The sequence below is a fragment of the Microbacterium sp. LjRoot205 genome, assembly GCF_056175745.1.
This window is the reverse complement of sequence record NZ_JBGFFH010000004.1, coordinates 274,362-290,556: the sequence shown is the minus strand read 5'-3', so window position 1 is coordinate 290,556 and position 16,195 is coordinate 274,362. Positions and strand designations below refer to the sequence as shown.

Annotated in this window: 15 protein-coding genes; 9 read left to right on the top strand and 6 right to left on the bottom strand. The window is 67.5% G+C overall.

The genetic code is table 11. The features are described 5' to 3' along the window. The 3 genes from AC04ME_RS11470 to AC04ME_RS11460 form a co-directional block, all read right to left on the bottom strand. A partial coding sequence (locus AC04ME_RS11470) for a biotin/lipoyl-containing protein (RefSeq protein WP_475435040.1) occupies window positions 1-334 on the bottom strand: 334 nt, incomplete at its 3' end. Between the two features lie 67 nt (window positions 335-401). After that, window positions 402-1,775: a dihydrolipoyl dehydrogenase gene (lpdA, locus tag AC04ME_RS11465; RefSeq protein ID WP_309688856.1), complete on the bottom strand. Its 1,374-nt coding sequence runs from the start codon at window positions 1,773-1,775 to the stop codon at window positions 402-404. Between the two features lie 2 nt (window positions 1,776-1,777). Beyond that, window positions 1,778-3,253, bottom strand: coding sequence for a leucyl aminopeptidase (locus AC04ME_RS11460; protein WP_455904990.1), 1,476 nt, complete (start codon window positions 3,251-3,253; stop codon window positions 1,778-1,780). 103 nt (window positions 3,254-3,356) lie between these two features. Between AC04ME_RS11460 and AC04ME_RS11455 the strand changes: the two genes are divergently transcribed. The 3 genes from AC04ME_RS11455 (at window position 3,357) to AC04ME_RS11445 (ending at window position 6,390) form a co-directional block, all read left to right on the top strand. Further along, entirely contained in the window at window positions 3,357-4,298 is a 942-nt protein-coding gene (locus tag AC04ME_RS11455; RefSeq protein ID WP_079112880.1) for a proteasome assembly chaperone family protein, read from the top strand. Window positions 4,299-4,465: 167 nt separating this feature from the next. Then, window positions 4,466-5,698: an RNA polymerase sigma factor gene (locus AC04ME_RS11450; RefSeq protein ID WP_042540194.1), complete on the top strand. Its 1,233-nt coding sequence runs from the start codon at window positions 4,466-4,468 to the stop codon at window positions 5,696-5,698. Beyond that, complete coding sequence (locus AC04ME_RS11445) at window positions 5,698-6,390, top strand: coenzyme F420-0:L-glutamate ligase (RefSeq protein ID WP_194285925.1); 693 nt, start codon at window positions 5,698-5,700, stop codon at window positions 6,388-6,390. The genes AC04ME_RS11450 and AC04ME_RS11445 overlap by 1 nt, the downstream gene beginning before the upstream one ends. Window positions 6,391-6,465: 75 nt before the next feature. Here AC04ME_RS11445 and AC04ME_RS11440 read toward each other — a convergent pair whose 3' ends face one another. Further along, window positions 6,466-7,482, bottom strand: a complete 1,017-nt coding sequence (locus AC04ME_RS11440) for a sugar-transfer associated ATP-grasp domain-containing protein (protein WP_475435036.1) — start codon at window positions 7,480-7,482, stop codon at window positions 6,466-6,468. 79 nt (window positions 7,483-7,561) lie between these two features. Between AC04ME_RS11440 and AC04ME_RS11435 the strand changes: the two genes are divergently transcribed. Beyond that, window positions 7,562-8,269 (top strand): alanine racemase, encoded by a 708-nt coding sequence (locus AC04ME_RS11435; protein ID WP_228385508.1) that lies wholly within the window; start codon window positions 7,562-7,564, stop codon window positions 8,267-8,269. After that, complete coding sequence (locus tag AC04ME_RS11430) at window positions 8,257-9,306, top strand: alanine racemase (RefSeq protein WP_475435034.1); 1,050 nt, start codon at window positions 8,257-8,259, stop codon at window positions 9,304-9,306. Before AC04ME_RS11435 ends, AC04ME_RS11430 begins: the two co-directional genes overlap by 13 nt. A gap of 54 nt (window positions 9,307-9,360) precedes the next feature. Here the strand turns inward: AC04ME_RS11430 and AC04ME_RS11425 are convergent, their stop codons facing one another. Further along, window positions 9,361-9,573, bottom strand: coding sequence for a DUF7455 domain-containing protein (locus AC04ME_RS11425; RefSeq protein WP_042540282.1), 213 nt, complete (start codon window positions 9,571-9,573; stop codon window positions 9,361-9,363). 182 nt (window positions 9,574-9,755) lie between these two features. On the opposite strand from AC04ME_RS11425, the gene AC04ME_RS11420 reads away from it, so the two are divergent. Further along, complete coding sequence (locus AC04ME_RS11420; protein ID WP_475435032.1) at window positions 9,756-11,858, top strand: DNA gyrase/topoisomerase IV subunit B; 2,103 nt, start codon at window positions 9,756-9,758, stop codon at window positions 11,856-11,858. A gap of 3 nt (window positions 11,859-11,861) precedes the next feature. On the opposite strand, the gene AC04ME_RS11415 is transcribed toward AC04ME_RS11420, so the two are convergent. Further along, window positions 11,862-13,079, bottom strand: coding sequence for a glycosyltransferase (locus AC04ME_RS11415; protein ID WP_475435030.1), 1,218 nt, complete (start codon window positions 13,077-13,079; stop codon window positions 11,862-11,864). A 32-nt stretch (window positions 13,080-13,111) separates the two neighbouring features. Here AC04ME_RS11415 and AC04ME_RS11410 point away from each other — a divergent pair, with 32 nt between their 5' ends. Genes AC04ME_RS11410 through AC04ME_RS11400 form a run of 3 tightly spaced genes read left to right on the top strand, consistent with a single transcriptional unit; the run spans window position 13,112 to window position 16,187 of the window. Next, a complete protein-coding gene (locus AC04ME_RS11410; protein ID WP_475435028.1) occupies window positions 13,112-14,101 on the top strand; it encodes an NAD-dependent epimerase/dehydratase family protein in 990 nt (329 codons plus the stop codon). Further along, window positions 14,098-14,895, top strand: coding sequence for an MBL fold metallo-hydrolase (locus tag AC04ME_RS11405; RefSeq protein WP_079112875.1), 798 nt, complete (start codon window positions 14,098-14,100; stop codon window positions 14,893-14,895). The genes AC04ME_RS11410 and AC04ME_RS11405 overlap by 4 nt, the downstream gene beginning before the upstream one ends. Then, entirely contained in the window at window positions 14,895-16,187 is a 1,293-nt protein-coding gene (locus AC04ME_RS11400) for a F390 synthetase-related protein (protein ID WP_475435026.1), read from the top strand. Before AC04ME_RS11405 ends, AC04ME_RS11400 begins: the two co-directional genes overlap by 1 nt. Window positions 16,188-16,195 lie beyond the last annotated feature (8 nt).

Genomic DNA, 16,195 nt, shown 5'->3' with positions numbered 1-16,195 from the left:
CTGCGGGAGCCTCGGCCTGCGGCGCGGCCGGCTCGGGGACCTCCTCGGCGGCGGGGGCAGCGGCCGCGGGGGCGTCATCTGCCGGAGCGGAGGCGCTGCCGTCGCCGATGCGCGCGAGCAGCGCGCCGACCTCGATGGTCTCGTCCTCGGCGACGAGGATCTCCTCGATCACACCGGTGACAGGAGAGGGGATCTCGGTGTCGACCTTGTCGGTCGAGATCTCGAGCAGGCCCTCATCCGCCTGAACGGTGTCTCCCACCTGCTTGAGCCAGCGGGTGACGGTGCCCTCTGTGACGCTCTCGCCGAGAGGGGGGAGGACGACGGATGTGCTCATGACTGAGTCTCCTTCAGGAAGTTAAATGACGCGTGTCTAGCTTAGTGAACTGTTCACCGGTTGGTGTTCAGAGGGCGTGCAGCGGCTTTCCCGCGAGGGCGAGGAAGGCTTCTCCGAGTGCCTCGCTCTGCGTGGGATGCGCGTGGATCAGGGGGGCGATGTCCTCGGGGTGGGCTTCCCACGCGACGGCCAGCTGGCCCTCGGTGATGAGCTCGCCCACACGGTCGCCGAGCAGGTGGACGCCGATGACCGGGCCGTCTTTGCGTCGGACGACCTTCACGAGCCCGCCGGTGCCGATGATCTCGCTCTTGCCGTTCCCTGCGAGGTTGTACTCGTACGCCACCACGGCATCCGCGCCGTGCTCGGCGACGGCCGCTTCTTCCGTGACGCCGACGGAGGCGACCTCGGGGCTCGAATAGGTGACCTTCGGGATCTGGATGTCGGGAACGTGTGCGGGGGAGAGCCCGGCGATGCGTTCTGCGACCGCGATGCCCTGCTGGAACCCGCGGTGCGCGAGCTGCAGCCCGGGTGTGATGTCCCCGACGGCCCACACTCCGGGGACACCGGTCCGGAGATCCTCGTCGACGGTGACGAAGCCGCGGTCGAGGGTCACCCCCGCCTCTTCGAAGCCGAGGTCGGCCGTGACGGGTCCGCGCCCCACAGCGACGAGCAGGTAGTCGGCGGTGAACTCCTTGCCGTCCTCGAGTGTGACGGTGACCGAGCTGTCGTCCTGAGTCGCATTCTGGAAGCGGACGCCGAGCGAATACTGGATTCCGCGGCGCCGGAAGGCCCGCTCGAGTCCCTTGCTCATCGCGATGTCCTCGTTAGGGACGAGGTGGGGCAGTGCCTCGATGATGGTGACCTCGGTGCCGAACGAGCGCCACACGCTGGCGAACTCGACGCCGATGACGCCTCCGCCGAGCACCAGCACCCGCTCGGGGATGACATCGAGCGACAGCGCCTGCTCGCTGGTGAGGATCCGGCCGCCGATCTCGAGCCCGGGAAGAGTCCGGCTGTAGGAGCCGGTGGCGAGGACCACGTCTGTGCCGACGTACACGTCATCGCCCACGCTCACCGAGCGGTCGGCGTTCAGGCGGCCGAAGCCCGCGACGGTCGTGATGCCCCGAGCCTTCACCAGACCCTCGAGACCCTTGTACTTCTTCGCGACGATTCCCTCGCGGTAGGCGCGGACACCTGCGGGATCGATTCCCTCCAGAGTCGCCGAAATGCCGACATGCGCGGCATCTCGCACATGCTCGGCGACCTCTGCCGCGTGCAGCAGCGCTTTCGTCGGGATGCAGCCGCGGTGCAGGCACGTGCCGCCGACCTTGTCCTTCTCGATGAGCGCGACGGACTTGCCGAGTTCGCTCGCACGCAGGGCGGCGGCGTATCCGCCGCTGCCTCCGCCCAGGACGACGATGTCGAAGGTGTGCGTGGTCATGGTCATGCCTCCTTGTGGGATGCTTCGGCGAACGCGATGATCGATCGGACCATCGCTCCTGTGGGGCCCTTGTCGGTGAACCCGTACGGCGCCCCGTTGTGCTCGCCGGAACCGGCGATGTCGAGGTGCACCCAGGGGATGCGGGGGGCGTCCTTCTCTTCCGAGACGCGGCCGACGAAGCGGCGCAGGAAGAGACCGGCATACGAGGCCCCGCCCATGCGATCGCTCATGTTCGCGTTCTGCATGTCGGCGATGGGGGAGTCGAGCGAGTCCTCCATGTACGCCGGGAGCGGCATGTGCCAGGCCAGTTCGTCGGCTGCGTCGGTGGCGGTGAGGAACTCGGCGACCGCGGCGTCGTCACCGAACACACCGGTGTGACGGTGTCCGAGTGCCATGACGATCGCGCCGGTGAGAGTAGCGACGTCGATGATGACGTCGGGGTTCTCACGGCTGGCGGCCACGAGGCCGTCGGCCATGACCAGGCGGCCCTCGGCATCCGTGTTCGGGACCTCGACGGTCGTGCCGTCGAGGATGCGGATGACGTCGCCGGGACGCAGTGCGCGCCCGGAGGGCATGTTGTCGGTGATGCAGAGCCAGGCCGTGACGTGCACGGGCAGGCCGAGGGCGGCGATCGCGCGCAGCGCGGCGACACTCGTCGCTGCGCCCGCCATGTCGAACTTCATCCCGACCATCGAGGCTGCCGGCTTGAGCGAGAGTCCGCCGGTGTCGAATGTGATGCCCTTGCCGACGAGGGCGATGTGGCGTGTCGCCTTCGCGGGCGCATAGTCGAGTCGGACGAGGCGCGGAGGCCTGTCGGAGCCCTGACCGACGCCGAGGATGCCGCCGAATCCCTGCTCGGCGAGGGCGTCCTCGTCGAGGATCTCGACGGTGACGTCTGCCAGACCCGAGACACTGTCTGCCGCGCTCTGCGCGAGCTGTGTGGGGCTCTGCCACTCGGCGGGGACGAACACGAGGTCCTTGACCAGGGCCACTGCCTCGCCGACGGCGATCGACCGGGAGAGGGCGGCGTCGTCGAGTTCTGCGTGCAACAGGACTGAGGAGGCGCGACTCTTGCCCGATTCCTTGCGGTACCCCTCGAACCGGTAGGCGCCGAGCACTGCACCGTCTGCGGCGGCTGCCGCGAACTCCTCGAGGCCCGGTGCCAATGCCACGGACACCGTCTCGAAGCCGGTCAGTGAACGGAGAGCGGCGCCCACCGCGTTGCGCACTGCCTGGGCGTCCGGCGCGCGCCCGACACCGACGACGGCGAACGGCAGAGTCGTCACCTCGGGGGCATAGGCACGGGTGAAGGCGGACGCCGAACCGGTGAAGCCGATGCCCTGCAGCGATTCGGTGAGTCCGGGATAGCCGTTCAGCGACTCCGTCGAGTCCGAGATCTCGGGGATGACCAGCACTGCGGCGTCTGCAGCGCTTCCGGGGAACTGATCTGAGGTGCGCGAGAGCGCGGGAAGCGTCATGACTCCATCCTAGGTCGGCCGCGTGTCCGGTCGCCGAGCGGGTGTTCGCTCTCAGCTTGAAGGTCACCGCCCGGCCGTCCGACGCTGCTCGTAGCATTGACTCATGCCCTTCTCCGGAGAGATACATGAACGTGTAGCGAACGCGCCGGTCGTGCCGCGCGGACTGCCCCTGGTCCTGCTCCTCACGGGTTTCACCGACGCAGGCAACGCCGTCTCGGGGCTCATCGAGCACCTGCGCGAGACGACCTCTCCCCAGCCGGTCGTGGTCTTCGACAACGACGTGCTCCTCGACTACCGCGCGCGTCGCCCGGTGATCTCGTTCGATCAGGACCATCTGACCGAGTTCCGCCCCGCACGGCTCGAACTGTCGCTCGCGACCGATGCTCTCGGCCAGAAGTTCCTCCTCCTCGCCGGGTACGAGCCCGATTTCGCGTGGAACGAGTTCGCGCGCACGGTGCTCGAACTCGCCGACGAATTCGAGGTGTCAGGGCTCAACTGGGTGCACTCGATCGCCATGCCCGTGCCGCACACCCGCCCCATCGGCACGACTGTGAGCGGCAACAGGCGCGAGCTCACCGTGGCGCATTCCGTCTGGCGTCCGCGCACGCAGGTGCCGGCGACCGCGGGCCACCTCCTCGAGTTCCGCTTCGCCGAGCACGGCGAGCGGGTCGTCGGCTTCGTGCTGCTGGTGCCCCACTACCTCGCCGAGACCGAGAACCCCGACGCCGTGATCGCGGCGGCCGAGAAGCTGATGGCCGCGACCGGCCTGGTGATCCTGCTCGACGAGGTGCAGGAACGCCGAGAGGACTATCGCACCCGCGTCGATGATCAGGTGATCGGCAACGACGAGCTGCAGCAGATGGTGCAGGGGCTCGAGCGCCGGTATGACGCCTATATGGCCGGCCGTGACCCCGAGGACGGGTCGTACGACGAGGGTGGTTTCAACGAGCGCGACCTGCCGAGCGCTGACGAACTGGCTGCAGAGCTCGAGCGCTATCTCGCCTCTCGCCCCAGCGGCGACGAGGACAAACCGGGTCGAGGCTGACGTCGAAGGCGCGAACTTCGGGCGATTGCACCGGCATGCCCACACGTGTGCGATACTAGGAGTCTGACCCGTTGTCAATCGATCTTTCCGGAGATCTGACTTGACAAGGGTCTTACTAGTGTCCGAAATGCTCCGGGGCCTGCGAGCGGCCCCGTGAAAGGCGAAACGTGACTCCTGCCACGACGAAGAAGACCCGGACGAAGAAGACCGCCGACGCTCCCGAGGTCGACGCTCCCGTCGAGGAGGCGGCTGAGAAGCCGGCCCCCAAGACGGCAGCGCAGCGGGCCGCCGCCAAGCGCGCGCCCGCGAAGAAGAAGAAGGCCGAAGACATCGTCGAAGACGACGAGACTCCTCCCGCCGCAGAGCCCGACGAGGACGACGAGGACTCGAAGCCGAAGTTCACTGAGCCTCTGCCGACAGGTGCCATCGTCATCTCGTCGAATGACGACGAAGACGTGCCCGTCTACTCGACGCAGATCACCGGTGCGACCGCCGACCCTGTCAAGGACTACCTGAAGCAGATCGGAAAGGTCGCCCTGCTGAACGCGGCCGAAGAGGTCGAGCTCGCGATGCGCATCGAGGCCGGGCTGTTCGCCGAGGAGAAGCTCTCCACGATGACTGCTGCCGAGAAGGCCAGCCAGCTCGGACTCGACCTGCAGTGGGTCGCCCGCGACGGCCAGCGTGCGAAGAGCCACCTGCTGGGTGCCAACCTGCGTCTCGTCGTCTCCCTCGCCAAGCGCTACACCGGTCGCGGCATGCAGTTCCTGGACCTGATCCAGGAGGGCAACCTCGGCCTGATCCGCGCGGTCGAGAAGTTCGACTACACCAAGGGCTTCAAGTTCTCGACGTACGCCACCTGGTGGATCCGTCAGGCGATCACGCGTGCCATGGCCGACCAGGCCCGCACGATCCGCATCCCGGTGCACATGGTCGAGGTCATCAACAAGCTGGCCCGCGTGCAGCGCCAGATGCTGCAGGACCTGGGTCGCGAACCCACGCCCGAAGAGCTCAGCCGCGAGCTGGACATGACGCCCGAGAAGGTCGTCGAGGTGCAGAAGTACGGCCGCGAGCCGATCTCGCTGCACACTCCGCTCGGTGAAGACGGGGACAGCGAGTTCGGCGACCTCATCGAGGACACCGAGGCCGTGGTCCCGGCCGACGCCGTGGGCTTCACGATGCTGCAGCGCCAGCTGGAGCAGCTGCTCGACTCGCTGTCCGAGCGCGAGGCCGGTGTCATCCGGATGCGCTTCGGACTCGGTGACGGGCAGCCCAAGACGCTCGACCAGATCGGTGACACGTTCGGCGTGACGCGTGAGCGCATCCGTCAGATCGAGTCGAAGACGATGGCGAAGCTGCGCCACCCGAGCCGCTCGCAGTCGCTGCGGGACTACCTCGAGTGATGCAGGCGAACGAGGGCAAGGCGCTCGAGGCGAGCGTCGACGGCAAGAGCTACGCGCGCATCCCCCTGCGGACGCGCGTCGTCATGCCCGATGACGACCTCGAGTCGGTCGTCATGGAGTACGCGAAGGATGCGGTGCAGCCGGGCGACCTGCTGTTCGTGACCGAGAAGATCGTGGCGATCACGCAGGGTCGGTCGTACCGGCTCGACGAGATCTCGCCGCGACCTCTCGCACGATTCCTCTCGCGATACGTCGTCCGCACCTCCTACGGGATCGGTCTCGGAATGCCGGAGACCATGGAGATGGCGCTGCGCGAGTGCGGCACCCTGCGGATCCTGTTCGCTGCCGGTGTCTCGGTCATCACCAAGGCCTTCGGGCGCCGAGGCGACTTCTACCGCATCGCCGGCGACAAGGCCCGTGCGATCGACGGCCCGACGAAGAACACGATCCCGCCGTACAACCAGGCAGTCGTGCTCGGCCCGAAGAACCCGCGCGAGGTCGCAGTGCGCCTGAAGAAGATGCTCGGTGGGAACCTCGAAGTGGCCGTCGTCGACATCAACGACATCGGCGGCAACATCCTCGGTTCGACGCTCGATAAGGCAGGCGAGCGTCGACTCGTTCAGATCCTGGGCGACAACCCGCTCGGACAGGCCACGCAGTCGACGCCCATGGGCATCGTCCGCGAGGTCTGAACTCCTCGAGTCGCACGTCGCAGCAAGAAGGCCCGGATGCTCAGCATCCGGGCCTTCTGCATTCCTGTCGTGCGGTCAGAATCCGATCGCGGCCTGATAGCGCGACTTGTGCCCTGTGCGGATGCCGGTGACGCTCGGCTTGTTCTCGTACACGCCGGCACCCCAGTTGCCCTCGACCAGAACCGGACCGTCGGGGGTGACCACGACATCCCAGCCGACGTACTGGATCTGCGGCACGACACGAGCGACCTGATCCACGAACTCGCGGACCTCATCCATCAACGGCAGCTGGAAGTCGGCGATGGGGAAGCCGGAGTCCGGGTGCGTGACGTGCACGTGACCGTGGGAGTCGTATCCGGAGCCCACGGAGTGACCGCTCTCGTCGAGCATCGTGTAGAAGCCGCCGAAGCTCATCTGGTCGCTCACCGCGCCGCGTCCGAACTTCTGAGCCATCGCGAGGATGTGCGTCTTCTCGCCATCGAAGAACGCGGTGATGCGCGTGGTGTTGACGGTTCCGGGGCAGACGGCCGCGAGATCGGCGTGCTGGCGGATGACCTCTTCGACGAGAACCTGCTTCTTCGACAGGAGCTCGGCATGGAACGCGTCCCAGTCGGTGACGTCGGCGGCGTGATAGCGGTGCACACCGGTGCCCGCCTGCCCGTGGGTCTCCTTGACGACGATCGTCCCCTGGCGCTCGGTGAAGTCACGCAGCTCGTCTGCGTTGCCCTCGGTGATGAGCATCCATTCGCGCTTGAGGAATGCGTCGAAGACGGCGTTGAACTCCGCCTTGTCGTGGAACAGGTGGCGGTAGTCCGGGTGGTCGTACTTCTGGGAGATCTCGTTCGACACCGGGTGGGTCATGAACGTGTCGCGCTCCGCCTTGGTGAGGATCGCGAAGTCGTAGTCGATGTAGTCCTGGAACCCGACGTTGTGTCGCCCGGCGGACCACAGCATGTCGACGACCACGAGCGGCACCGCCTTGCCGTGCTGAGATGACGCCTCTTTGGCCCTCTCGATGACCGAGGCGACGTCGATGCGGCGGGCGCGCGCCAGCAGGTAGCGGACGCGGGGCGCGAGGGAAAAGCGTGACATGGATCTCCAAGTTCGGGGTCCCCTCCAGTCTACGGTGGGTGCGCAGGGCATCCTGAGAAGGCGGAGCTAGGCTGGAAACGTGTGTGAGAAGACTTCGAGTTCTCGTCCGCGCGCGATGATCTCGCGGTCGGCGCTGGCGGCCGCATCGACCGCCGCTGTCGCCGCCGGGGGCCGCGTGGCCGACCTTCGCCGGGATGCCTGGGGGCACGGAGTGCTCGCTGTCGCTCACGCCGTCGTCGCGGCCGGAGCGGCCTCCGTGCGGGTCGACTACGCCACAGAGGCGGAGGCGCTGGCGCTCGAGGGCATCGACGCGGTGACGGACGGCGATGCCGATATCGACCCGTTCCTGCTCTACGGTTTGCCTGACCCTGACGGAACTCTGCGGACGAGGCCGGTGATGCGCCTGGTCGGCAGAGTGCTCTCCACCAAGCCGCTGGCCGCCGGAGACGCGGTCTCCTACGGCTACACGCATCGAGCGACGCGCGATACGACTGCCGCACTGGTCACCGGCGGATACGCGCAGGGAATCGTCCGTGCTCTCGGCAACGCCGCCCACGTCGAGATCGAGGGCGTGCAACGGCCGATCATCGGGCGCGTCGCGATGGACGTGTGCGTGATCGATCTGCAAGGCACTGCCTCCGTCGCCACCGGAGCCGATGCCACCTATTTCGGAGGGCGCGGACCTGCCGCTCCCTCCCTCGCGAGATGGGGCGCGGTGACAGGACTCACGATCGCCGAGCTCGTCACCGTCGCAGGCTCCCACGCGGAGCGGGGGTGGGAGGCGTGAGCCGTCCGGAACTGCGCGTGGATACAGAGAGGTTCAGGTCGAACATCCGTGCCGTGCGCGATCGCATCGCTCCGTCGGCGCTGATGATCGTGCTCAAAGACGACGCCTACGGTCACGGTCTGCGCTGGGCCGTGGAGGCCGCGAGAGGAATGGGCGTCGACTGGTACGGGGCGTACGACGTCCGCAGTGGTGTCGAGGCAAGACGCGTGCTGGGTGACACGGGGCGGATCTTCGCATGGGCCACCTCGACCGATGACGAGGTCGACGAAGCGTTGCGCGCACGCATCGACCTGGGAGTCGGATCAGCGGAGTACCTGTCGCGCATCACGGCGCTGGCTGCGCGACGGGGACTGCGGGCGCGGATCCATCTGAAGATCGACACCGGTCTGCATCGCAACGGGCTGCTTCCGGCCGAGTGGGAACGCACCATCGCCGAGGTGCGCGCCGGTGAGGCCGCAGGGCACCTGGAGCTCGTGGGAATCTGGAGCCATCTCGCCGAGGCGAGCGATGACGAGGACGACGAGGCTCAGAGCCTTTTCCTCGACGCCGTGCGCGTGGCGGAGCAGTCGGGTGCGACACCCGAGGCGCTGCACCTGACGGCATCCGCCGCGTCCTGGTGGCGCCCCGAGCTTCGCGGCTCGGTGTCGCGGATCGGAGCGTTCTGCTACGGCGTCCGTTCGGCGGACGGCCCCGATCTTGCCGGGGTGGCACCGGTCGCGGAGCTCACTGCGACGGTCGTCGACATCGTCGACGGTGACGCCGTGGTGGGCATCGGCGCATTCGACGGCATCCCGTCGACGCTGGCAGGGGCCCGAGTCGGCACCCTCGCGGGGGCTCGCGAGCTTCTGCGCATCGACGCGGTGACCTCGGTGGTCGAGGGGTGGCCGGGAATGCGGATCGGCGACTCGGTCTGGATGTTCGGCGCAGGAGATCATGGCGAGTCGAGCGCGACGACCCTCGCCGAGCGCATCGACACCGTCGGTGAGGAGATCCTCACCCGACTCACCGCTCGCATCCGACGGGTGAGCACCCCTTAACGAATGCGGAGCCCGTCAGATGACGGGCTCCGAGGCGGATGTGACCGCAGCTGATCAGTCGATCAGGCGAGCGGTCTCGTCGTGCCAGCTCGTTGCGATGCTGCGGAGCTTCTCTTCGTACTTGCGTCCGTGGTGTGCGCAGAAGAGGAGTTCGGAGCCGTTGACCTCGGCGGCGATGTAGGCCTGAGCGCCACATGAATCACAGCGATCCATGGCGGTCAGGCGGAACTCGACGGCGGAGGTTTCACGTTCGGTCGTTGCGTTCATCATGGTGCCTCCTTGAGTGTCGGGTTCGCTGGTTGGGCGTGTTCAATACAACCACGCTGACGGTGTACACATGCCCGGTTTGCGGCGTGTTTCGCTCAGCGCGTACGCGCGGGACGCCTCGTAGGGGTTCGCGGGGAGTGTCTGCGGCTGCAGCCGGGGCATCGCGAATAGACTCGGAGATTGTGACCGCCGAGTATTCCGCCCATCATCTCCAGGTGCTCGAAGGGCTCGAGGCCGTCCGCAAGCGTCCCGGTATGTACATCGGTTCGAACGGATCCCCGGGCCTGATGCACTGCCTCTGGGAGATCATCGACAACGCCGTCGACGAGGCCGTCGCGGGCAACGGCTCGAAGATCGACATCATCCTGCACGATGACGGCAGCGTCGAGGTGCACGACCGTGGCCGGGGCATCCCCGTCGACGTCGAGCCGCGCACGGGCTTGACCGGCGTCGAGGTCGTCTTCACGAAGCTGCACGCCGGCGGCAAGTTCGGCGGCGGGTCCTACGCGGCTTCCGGCGGTCTGCACGGCGTCGGAGCTTCCGTCGTCAATGCCCTCTCCGAGCGCCTCGACGTCGAGGTCGACCGCGGCGGCAAGACCTACGCGATGTCGTTCCACCGTGGCGAGCCCGGACTCTTCGCCGACAGCGGCGAGAAGCGACCGGACGCGAAGTTCACGCCGTTCCAGGACAAGAGCGAGCTCCGGGTCGTCGGCAAGGCGCCGCGCGGCACGAGCGGCACGCGCATCCGCTACTGGGCGGATCACCAGATCTTCACGAAGGATGCTGCGTTCCAGCTCAACGACCTGGTTACCCGCGCGCGTCAGACGGCCTTCCTCGTTCCGGGGCTGGAACTCGTGATCCGCGATGAGCGCGCGGCCAACGGCTCGGAGGTCGAGGGGCAGCCGATCGAGACGTCGTACCGGTACGACGGCGGCATCTCGGAGTTCGTCGAGTACCTCGCGAACGACGCGCCCGTCACCGACACCTGGCGCATTCAGGGCGAAGGCACGTTCAAGGAGACCGTTCCGGTTCTGCAGGCCGACGGCCACATGATCGCCACCGAGGTCGAGCGCGTCTGCGCCGTCGACATCGCGATGCGCTGGGGCACCGGCTACGACACGACCACGCGGTCCTTCGTCAACATCATCGCCACGCCCAAGGGCGGCACGCACCAGCAGGGCTTCGAGCAGGAGCTGCTCAAGGTGCTGCGTTCGCAGGTCGATCAGAACGCACGCCGACTGAAGGTCGGCAGCAACGACAAGCTCGAGAAGGACGACGTCCTCGCCGGGCTCACCGCTGTGCTGACGGTGAACGTCCCCGAACCGCAGTTCGAAGGTCAGACGAAGGAGATCCTCGGCACGCCCGCCGTGCGCCAGATCGTCGCCCAGGTGCTTCGCAAGGATCTCGCGGCGCGGTTCAGCTCGACCAAGCGCGRCGACAAGAGTCAGGCGACGCAGCTGCTCGACAAGGTCGTCGCCGAGATGAAGGCTCGCGTCTCTGCGCGAGCCCATAAAGAGACCCAGCGGCGCAAGAACGCCCTCGAGTCGTCGAYGCTGCCGACCAAGCTGGTCGACTGCCGCACCAACGAGGTCGAGCGCAGCGAGCTGTTCATCGTCGAGGGCGACTCCGCTCTCGGCACCGCGAAGAACGCCCGCAACAGCGAGTTCCAGGCGCTGCTGCCCATTCGCGGCAAGATCCTCAACGTGCAGAAGGCGTCGGTGGGCGACATGCTCTCCAACGCCGAGTGCGCCTCGATCATCCAGGTGATCGGCGCGGGTTCGGGCCGCAGCTTCGACATCGACGCCGCACGGTACGGCAAGGTGATCCTGATGAGCGATGCCGACGTCGACGGCGCTCACATCCGCACGCTGCTGCTCACGCTGTTCTACCGGTACATGCGTCCTCTCATCGAGCACGGTCGCGTGTTCGCCGCAGTGCCACCGCTGCACCGTGTGATCGTGATGAACCCGGGTTCCAAGCCCAACGAGACGATCTACACCTACAGCGAGCAGGAGATGCACGCGCTGCTTGCAAAGCTCCGCAAGTCGGGTAAACGTTGGCATGAGCCGATCCAGCGGTACAAGGGTCTCGGCGAGATGGACGCGGAGCAGCTCGCCACGACCACCATGGATCGTGGCGGACGCCTGTTGCGCCGCGTGCGCATGGAGGATGCCGAAGCGGCCGGCCGAGTCTTCGAACTGCTGATGGGCAACGAGGTCGCTCCTCGTCGCGAGTTCATCATCGAGTCGTCCGACCGGCTCTCGCGTGAATCGATCGATGCCTGAGCATCAGCGCTTCAGAGCCATGGCCGCCCGGTAGACGTCCAGCAGCGCGTCTCGGTGGCTGTCTTGAGAGACTCGCTCTCGGTGAGCGATCGCAGCTGCGCTCATCCGAGTGAGCCGCGCGGGATCGTCGCGCAGCTCTCGGATCGCGGCCGCCAAGCCCTCGGCATCCGGTGTCCGAGTGACGAGCCCACCGCCGTCGGGCAGCATCTCGAGGAGATCGGGATCCGTGACGATCACCGGCAGACCGGAGGCGATCCCCTCGAGGATCACCATCGGCTGATTGTCGAAATCGAGGGAACTCGAGACCAGGACGTGCGCACCGCGCATCGCCTCGAGCACGCGCGATTGGGCGACCCCGCCGTGCACCGTGAGCTTGCCGGCAGCCATGCCGGCTGATGCCGCGGCGACGCGATGTCTGGCCACACCGTCGCCGAACATCTCGGCTCGGATGCCCGAGAGCTGACTCACGGCGTCGACGAAGACCTCAGGACGCTTCTCGGGCGAGAGCCTTCCGCACCACACCACTCGAAGCGGCTCTGCGGGGTCGAGGATGCGCGGCGGGGGAGCGCCGACCTCGTGGAGCACCGTCGCCTCCAGGCCGTTCGAGAGCACGGTGAGCGGCGTCCGCACGCCCTGAACCGAGAGCTTCGCGGCGAAATGGGCGGAGGGCACGATGACCTGGTCGGCATGATTCGCCTGGCTGACCATGAGCCGCCACATGAGCCGCGCCGCACGTGTCTGCGCATATGGCGCGCTGCTGTCGACCACCGTGCTGTCGTGGCTCATGCGGCGCCGGTGCATGGTCGCGAGCAGCGCCGTCGTGATCGAGGGCAGCGGCAACACAGAGCGCGTGTAGACGTCGATGCGACCGTGCATGGTCTGCACGACAGGTAGTCCGAGAGTCTTCGCCGCCTCGAAACCGCCCAGCGCCGCGAACATCTCGGTGTGCACGTGGACGATGTCGACTCGGCGGGAGCGCAGGCCCTCGGTGAGCGACGCCGCGACGGCCGAGGGGGTCCAGGCGAACGGGTATCCGTCCGGTGCGAAGCGACGGGCGGTCGGCAGGCGCACGACATGCGGGTCGTCGCCGGACTCGGCCAGGGGCGCGAACACGAAGACCTCGTGCCCGGCCTGCTCGAGAGCCTCTCTGTGCGCCTTGATGACCGTCTGCACGCCGCCGAGCGTGGGCAGGTAGTAGTCGGTGACCATGGCGATGCGCACTCGACCACAATAGGACGACTATCGTGATGAGCATGTCCGGAGCCCGTGTGCTGGTGACGGGGGCGAGCGGGTTCCTCGGCGGTCACGTCGTGCCCGAGCTGCGGAGACACGGATACGAGGTCTTCGCCGCGGGCCGCAACGAGGACGCGCTCGAGCTGGTCGCCGACGACGGTCACCGAGTTCTCGGCGATCTGGCCTCTCTCCGCACGCAGGACCTCCCCGTGGACGCGGTGATCCATTGCGCCGCGCTGTCGGCTCCCTGGGGGCGCTGGAGGGACTTCCGCGAGGCGAACGTCGACGGCACCGATCATGTCGTCGAGTTCGCCCGTCGCAACCGTGTGCGCCGGGTGGTGCATGTGTCGTCTCCCAGCGTGTATGCCGCACCTCGGGACCGCATCGGCATCCGCGAACCCGACGTCGATCGCTCCAATCGACTGAACGGATACATTCGCTCGAAGATCGCCGCCGAGGATCTGCTGCTCGACGCCGTGGACAGCGGGAAGATCGCAGAGCTCGTGATCGTGCGCCCCCGCGGCCTGATCGGCGTGGGCGACCCGAGCCTCGTGCCCCGCCTTCTCGACGTCCACGCACGCATCGGCGTGCCGGTCTTCGACGGCGGCGACAATCTCATCGACGTCACGGCGGTCGAGAACGTGGCCTTGGCGCTGCGCCTCGCTCTGACCCACGGAGACGCCGCGGGCGGGGTGTACAACATCACCAACGACGACCCGCGGCGGTTCCGCGAACTGCTGACGATCCTTCTCGAGCGGATGGGGGAGACCCCGCGGTTCCGCCCGATGCACCGAAGAGCGGCCTGGGTGCTGGCATCCGCGTCGGAGGGCGTCTGCTCGATGCTGCCGTGGCGGCCGGAGCCGCCGCTCACTCGCTACACGCTCAGCACGATCGCGTACTCTCAGACGCTCGACATCACGCGCGCGAAGGCGGAACTCGGATACCGCCCCGAGGTGTCGCTCGATGACGCTCTCGCCGGCGTGGCCGCACACCTGAGGGAGAATGCGTGACCGGCCGCCTCCGCCACTACGTCTGCGGCAGCACCTCACATGACGTCGGCGCGATGTTCCGCGGCGCACCGCATGGTGTCCGCGAGTTCCCCTCCGGCGTGTTCCTGTACGACACCGCGGACGGCCGGCGCGTGCTGTTCGACACCGGTTATGCGACGGGGCGGTGGCACACCGGCTGGCGCGGTGCCGTCTACCGTCGTCTGCTTCCTCCGATCGTCGGGGACGCGGATGATGTGGCCGCCCGGCTCCGCGCAGACGGCGTCGACCCCGCGTCCGTGACGCACGTCGTGCTGTCTCATCTGCATCCGGACCACGTCGGGGGAGTCCGTCGGTTCCCGCATGCCACTTTCGTGCTGAGCGCGGGGCACGAGCGGACGCTGTCGGCTCCGCGACTGCGCGCGGGGGTGCTCACCGGCCTGCTCCCGAGCTGGTTCTCGGATGCCGAGCGGATCGTGATCGACGAGGGAGCCTTCGCCACCGTCGAGGTCGGCGGCACCGCACTGCGAACTCACGACCTTCTGGGCGACGGTTCGTACCTCGTCGTCGATCTGCCCGGCCATGCCGACGGACACCTCGGCGCGCTGATCGAGCGCCGCGTCCTGCTCGCCGGCGATGCGGCATGGGGGAGCGATCTGATCGACGCCTCCGGCACGCTGAAGGCCCTGCCCCGGGCCGTCCAGCACGATGCTGATCGATACGCCGCCACGGCACGGATTCTCGGCGAGCTCGCAGCGGCCGGCATCCGCGTGGTCTGCAGCCATGATCCGCTCGACGCGAAGGAGCTGTTGAGCTGATGTCGAAGCTCAGGATCCTGCGCGAGTTCGTCGCGGCACGCTGGCTCCGCCCGTTGCGCACTCGGGCTGCGGTCGAACGGCGTCAGAGGCGCCTGCTGCGCTCGCACCTGAGATTCCTGCGACGGCGGTCGCCCTACTTCCGCGACTTTCTCGCGACGCGCTCGTTCTCGGAACTGCCGCTCATGGACAAGAGCGTCATGATGAGCCGCTTCGACGAGATCAACACCGTCGGCGTGGGCAAGGACGAGGCCCTCGCACTGGCGATCGCGAACGAGCGCTCCCGTGACTTCGACGCGGATCTGGGCTCGAACTCGGTGGGCCTGTCGAGCGGCACCAGCGGCCACCGCGGCCTCTTCGTGGTCAGCAGCGCCGAACGCGATGCCTGGGTGGGAACCGTGCTCGCCCGCACCCTGCCTCGGGGCAGTCTCCTCGGGCATCGGATCGCGCTGTTCCTCCGGGCGGACAACAGCCTGTACGAGTCGGTCGGCTCGCGGGCGGTCTCGTTCCGCTACTTCGACGTCTACACCGACATGGACGACAACATCGCCCGGCTGCGCGAGTACCGACCGACCATCCTCGTGGCTCCGCCGTCGGTGCTGAGGCTGATCGCACGTGCGGCCGACGCCGGTGGATTCGACGTCGTGCCGCAGCGGGTGTATTCGGTGGCGGAGGTGCTCGAGCTCTCTGACGAGCGGCGCATCACCGCCTCCCTCGGACAGCCCGTCCTGCACCAGCTCTACCAGTGCACCGAGGGATTCCTCGCGCACACCTGCGAGCACGGGGTGATCCATCTGAACGAGGACAACATTCTGGTCGAACGCGAGGCGCTGGATGCCGAGCGGTTCACGCCGATCGTGACGGACCTGCGCCGTCGCGCGCAGCCGATCGTGCGGTATCGGCTCGGCGACGTGCTCCGCGAGCGCACCCGACCGTGCCCCTGCGGCAGCGCGCTCACCGCGATCGAGCGCATCGAAGGACGAGAGGGCGACACCCTGGTGTTCCGTTCCCTCGACGGCCGGGATCTGCCAGTCTTCGCAGACGTGATCGCGCGCGCATTGCTCTATGCCGAAGGGTTCGACGAATACCGCATCACCCAGATCGGCGAGTCGCGGCTGCAGATCGCGCTCGACACCCTCGACGATCGATCTCGGCGTCTCGTCGAAGACGAGGTGCATGCGCTGGCCGACCGGCTGGGGTGCGAGCGGCCGGACATCACGTTCGTCGACTACGTGAACGACGGGGCCGTGAAGCTGCGGCGCGTGGTGCAGGAATGGGGGGACCCGAGATGGTGAGGAACTGC

What these genes read in the sequence shown, in the direction of transcription:
- lpdA (WP_309688856.1), bottom strand. Translation starts at nt 1,775, where the DNA reads ATGACCACGCACACCTTCGACATCGTCGTCCTGGGCGGAGGCAGCGGC.
- AC04ME_RS11460 (WP_455904990.1), bottom strand. Translation starts at nt 3,253, where the DNA reads ATGACGCTTCCCGCGCTCTCGCGCACCTCAGATCAGTTCCCCGGAAGC.
- AC04ME_RS11455 (WP_079112880.1), top strand. Translation starts at nt 3,357, where the DNA reads ATGCCCTTCTCCGGAGAGATACATGAACGTGTAGCGAACGCGCCGGTC.
- AC04ME_RS11445 (WP_194285925.1), top strand. Translation starts at nt 5,698, where the DNA reads ATGCAGGCGAACGAGGGCAAGGCGCTCGAGGCGAGCGTCGACGGCAAG.
- AC04ME_RS11440 (WP_475435036.1), bottom strand. Translation starts at nt 7,482, where the DNA reads ATGTCACGCTTTTCCCTCGCGCCCCGCGTCCGCTACCTGCTGGCGCGC.
- AC04ME_RS11425 (WP_042540282.1), bottom strand. Translation starts at nt 9,573, where the DNA reads ATGAACGCAACGACCGAACGTGAAACCTCCGCCGTCGAGTTCCGCCTG.
- AC04ME_RS11410 (WP_475435028.1), top strand. Translation starts at nt 13,112, where the DNA reads ATGTCCGGAGCCCGTGTGCTGGTGACGGGGGCGAGCGGGTTCCTCGGC.
- AC04ME_RS11400 (WP_475435026.1), top strand. Translation starts at nt 14,895, where the DNA reads ATGTCGAAGCTCAGGATCCTGCGCGAGTTCGTCGCGGCACGCTGGCTC.